General features: G+C 70.6%; 1 protein-coding gene and 1 pseudogene. Both read left to right on the forward strand.

Annotated features, from left to right (window positions below; genetic code table 11):
• Nucleotides 1–198 (forward strand): annotated as a pseudogene (locus MFF42_RS18235) (FAD binding domain-containing protein); the annotation flags it as partial.
• A 10-nt stretch (nucleotides 199–208) separates the two neighbouring features.
• Nucleotides 209–1,704 (forward strand): xanthine dehydrogenase family protein molybdopterin-binding subunit (locus MFF42_RS18240; RefSeq protein WP_238257013.1); only part of this gene is annotated, 1,496 nt, incomplete at its 3' end.

Below are 1,704 nucleotides of genomic sequence, written 5' to 3' on the forward strand. Positions count from 1 at the left end.
GAGGCCGAGGCGCTGCTGCAGGGCAAGCCCGCGGCGCGCGAGAGCTTCAAGGCGGCCGCCGACCTGATCCTGCGCGAGGCCAAGCCGCAATCCACCAACGGCTTCAAGATCGAGCTGGCGCGCCGCGCCATCGTCCGCGGCCTGGAGCAGGCCGCGGCCGGAACGCCCCAGTCCCAGTCCGACAAGCGCATCCAGTAAGGAGCCGCCCATGACCGTCCAGTTCAGCCCGGCGGCCGGCCGTGACCGGTTCGTCGGCAGCGCCGTCAGCCGCGTCGACGGCCCGGCCAAGGTCACCGGCCTCGCCAAGTACGCCGGTGAGTTCGCCGCCCCCGACCTCGCCTACGGCGTGGTGGTGTCGAGCGCCATCGCCAAGGGCAGCATCCGGGGCATCGACGCCTCGGCCGCGGAGGCCGTGCCCGGCGTGATCAAGGTGCTCACCCACGAGAACCGCCCGGCCACCTCCGACAACCCGGAGGATTACCAGGACGCGGTGGCGCCCCCCGGCGCGCCGTTCCAGGCGCTGGCTTCTAACCGCATCGTCTTCTCCGGCCAGCCGGTGGCGCTCGTCGTGGCCGAGGATTTCGAGACCGCGCGCTACGCCGCCTCGCTGGTGCGGGTCGATTACGGCGTCGTGGCCCCGCGCACCGACCTCGCGGCGCAGGCGCCGGAATCCTACGATCCGCCGATGAAGCGGGCCGGCATCAAGCCGCCGCCGGAGCCGTGGGGCGATGCCTCGACGGCGTTCGACGCGGCCGAGATCCGCGTCAACGGCCAGTACCGGATGGCCGACGAGCACCACAACCCGATGGAGCCGCACGCCTCCACCGTCGTCGTCGAGAAGGACGGCACCTACACCGTGTACGACAAGATCCAGGGCGTCTCGAACACCCACGACTACATCGCCAGCGCCTTCGGCCTGAAGCCGGAGCAGGTGCGGGTGCTGAACCCCTATCTCGGCGGCGGCTTCGGCTCCGGCCTGCGCCCGCAATACCAGCTCTTCCTGGCGATGCTGGCGGCGAAAGACCTCGGCCGCTCGGTGCGGGTGACGCTGACCCGCGACCAGATGTGGTCCTTCACCTACCGCTCGGAGGCGCTCCAGACCGTCTCCCTCGGCGCCGACCGCTCGGGCAAGCTCACCGCGCTCAAGCACGACGCGGTGCAGGGCACCTCGTCCTACGAGGATTACCAGGAGGTCGTCGTCAACTGGTCGGGCGTGCTCTACGATTGCGACAACGTCGCGCTCACCTACAGCATCGCCAAGCTCGACACCCCGACGCCCGGCGACATGCGCGCGCCCGGCGCCGTCACCGGCGTCTACGCCATCGAGACGGCGATGGACGAGCTGGCCTACGCCACCGGCCAGGACCCGATCGCGCTGCGGCTGAAGAACTACACCGACAGCGACCCGACCGAGGAGAAGCCGTTCGGCTCCAAGGCGCTCAAGGACTGCTTCCGCCAGGGCGCCGAGCGGTTCGGCTGGAGCCGACGCAATCCGCAGCCGCGTTCCATGCGCGAGGGCCGGGAGCTCGTCGGCTGGGGCATGGCGACCGGCATCTGGGAATCGATGATGATGCAGTCGGGCGCGCAGGCCGTGCTCACCGCGGACGGTCGACTCGAAGTCGGCAACCAGACGGGCGACATCGGCACCGGCACCTACACGATCCTGACCCAGATCGCCGCCGACACGCTGGGCCTGCCCCTCGA

This window comes from Methylorubrum podarium, assembly GCF_022179745.1.
Taxonomy (GTDB): Bacteria; Pseudomonadota; Alphaproteobacteria; order Rhizobiales; family Beijerinckiaceae; genus Methylobacterium; species Methylobacterium podarium.